At 76.3% G+C, this 748-nt stretch carries 1 protein-coding gene; it reads right to left on the bottom strand.

The features are described 5' to 3' along the window. Positions 1-748 (bottom strand): ketoacyl-synthetase C-terminal extension domain-containing protein (locus H0H10_RS03165; RefSeq protein WP_306420924.1); only part of this gene is annotated, 748 nt, incomplete at both ends.

The following is a 748-nucleotide window of genomic DNA, read 5'->3' as shown; positions in this document are numbered from 1 at the left end:
GCCCTGGACCACGTGCGGTGCCGACTCGCCGGCCGCCAGCGCCCGCAGCCCCGCGAGCAGTTCGTCGCGATCGGCTCCGGTCACCACCGCGCGGTGGTCGAACACCGCGCGCGTGGACAGCAGCGAACGCCCCACCGCGGCCGGGTCGAGCTCACCCCGTTCCTCGGCGTACGCCAGCAGCCGCGCGGCCTGATCGGACACGGCCTCCGGCGTACGGGCCGACAGCACCCACGGCGTCACCGGCAGCACGGCGTCCGGCGCCTCCGCCGAGGCCGGGGCCGATGCCGGGGCCTCCGGAGAATCGGGCGCCTGCGCGTCCTCGGTCCCGACGGCGGGCGCCTCCTCCAGCACCACGTGCGCGTTGGTGCCGCCGAAACCGAAGGACGACACGCCCGCGCGGCGCGGCGCACCGGTCTCCGGCCACGGGCGGGCCTCGGTCAGCAGCTCGACCGCGCCCGCCTCCCAGTCGATCCGGGACGAGCGCTCCTCGGCGTGCAGGGTCTTCGGCAGGACGCCGTGCCGCATCGCCTGCACCATCTTGATGACACCGCCCACACCGGCCGCCGCCTGGGCGTGGCCGATGTTGGACTTCAGCGAGCCCAGCCACAGGGCACGCCCGTCGGGCCGGTCCTGGCCATAGGTGGCGAGCAGGGCCTGGGCCTCGATCGGGTCGCCCAGGGCCGTACCCGTGCCGTGGGCCTCGACGGCGTCCACGTCGCGCGGCTGGAGTCCGGCGTTGGCGAGGGCC

It is taken from the genome of Streptomyces griseicoloratus, from assembly GCF_014534645.1.
Taxonomy (GTDB): domain Bacteria; phylum Actinomycetota; class Actinomycetes; order Streptomycetales; family Streptomycetaceae; genus Streptomyces; species Streptomyces griseicoloratus.
The sequence above is the reverse complement of the archived record's forward strand: the minus strand, read 5'-3'. Positions and strand labels throughout refer to the sequence as shown.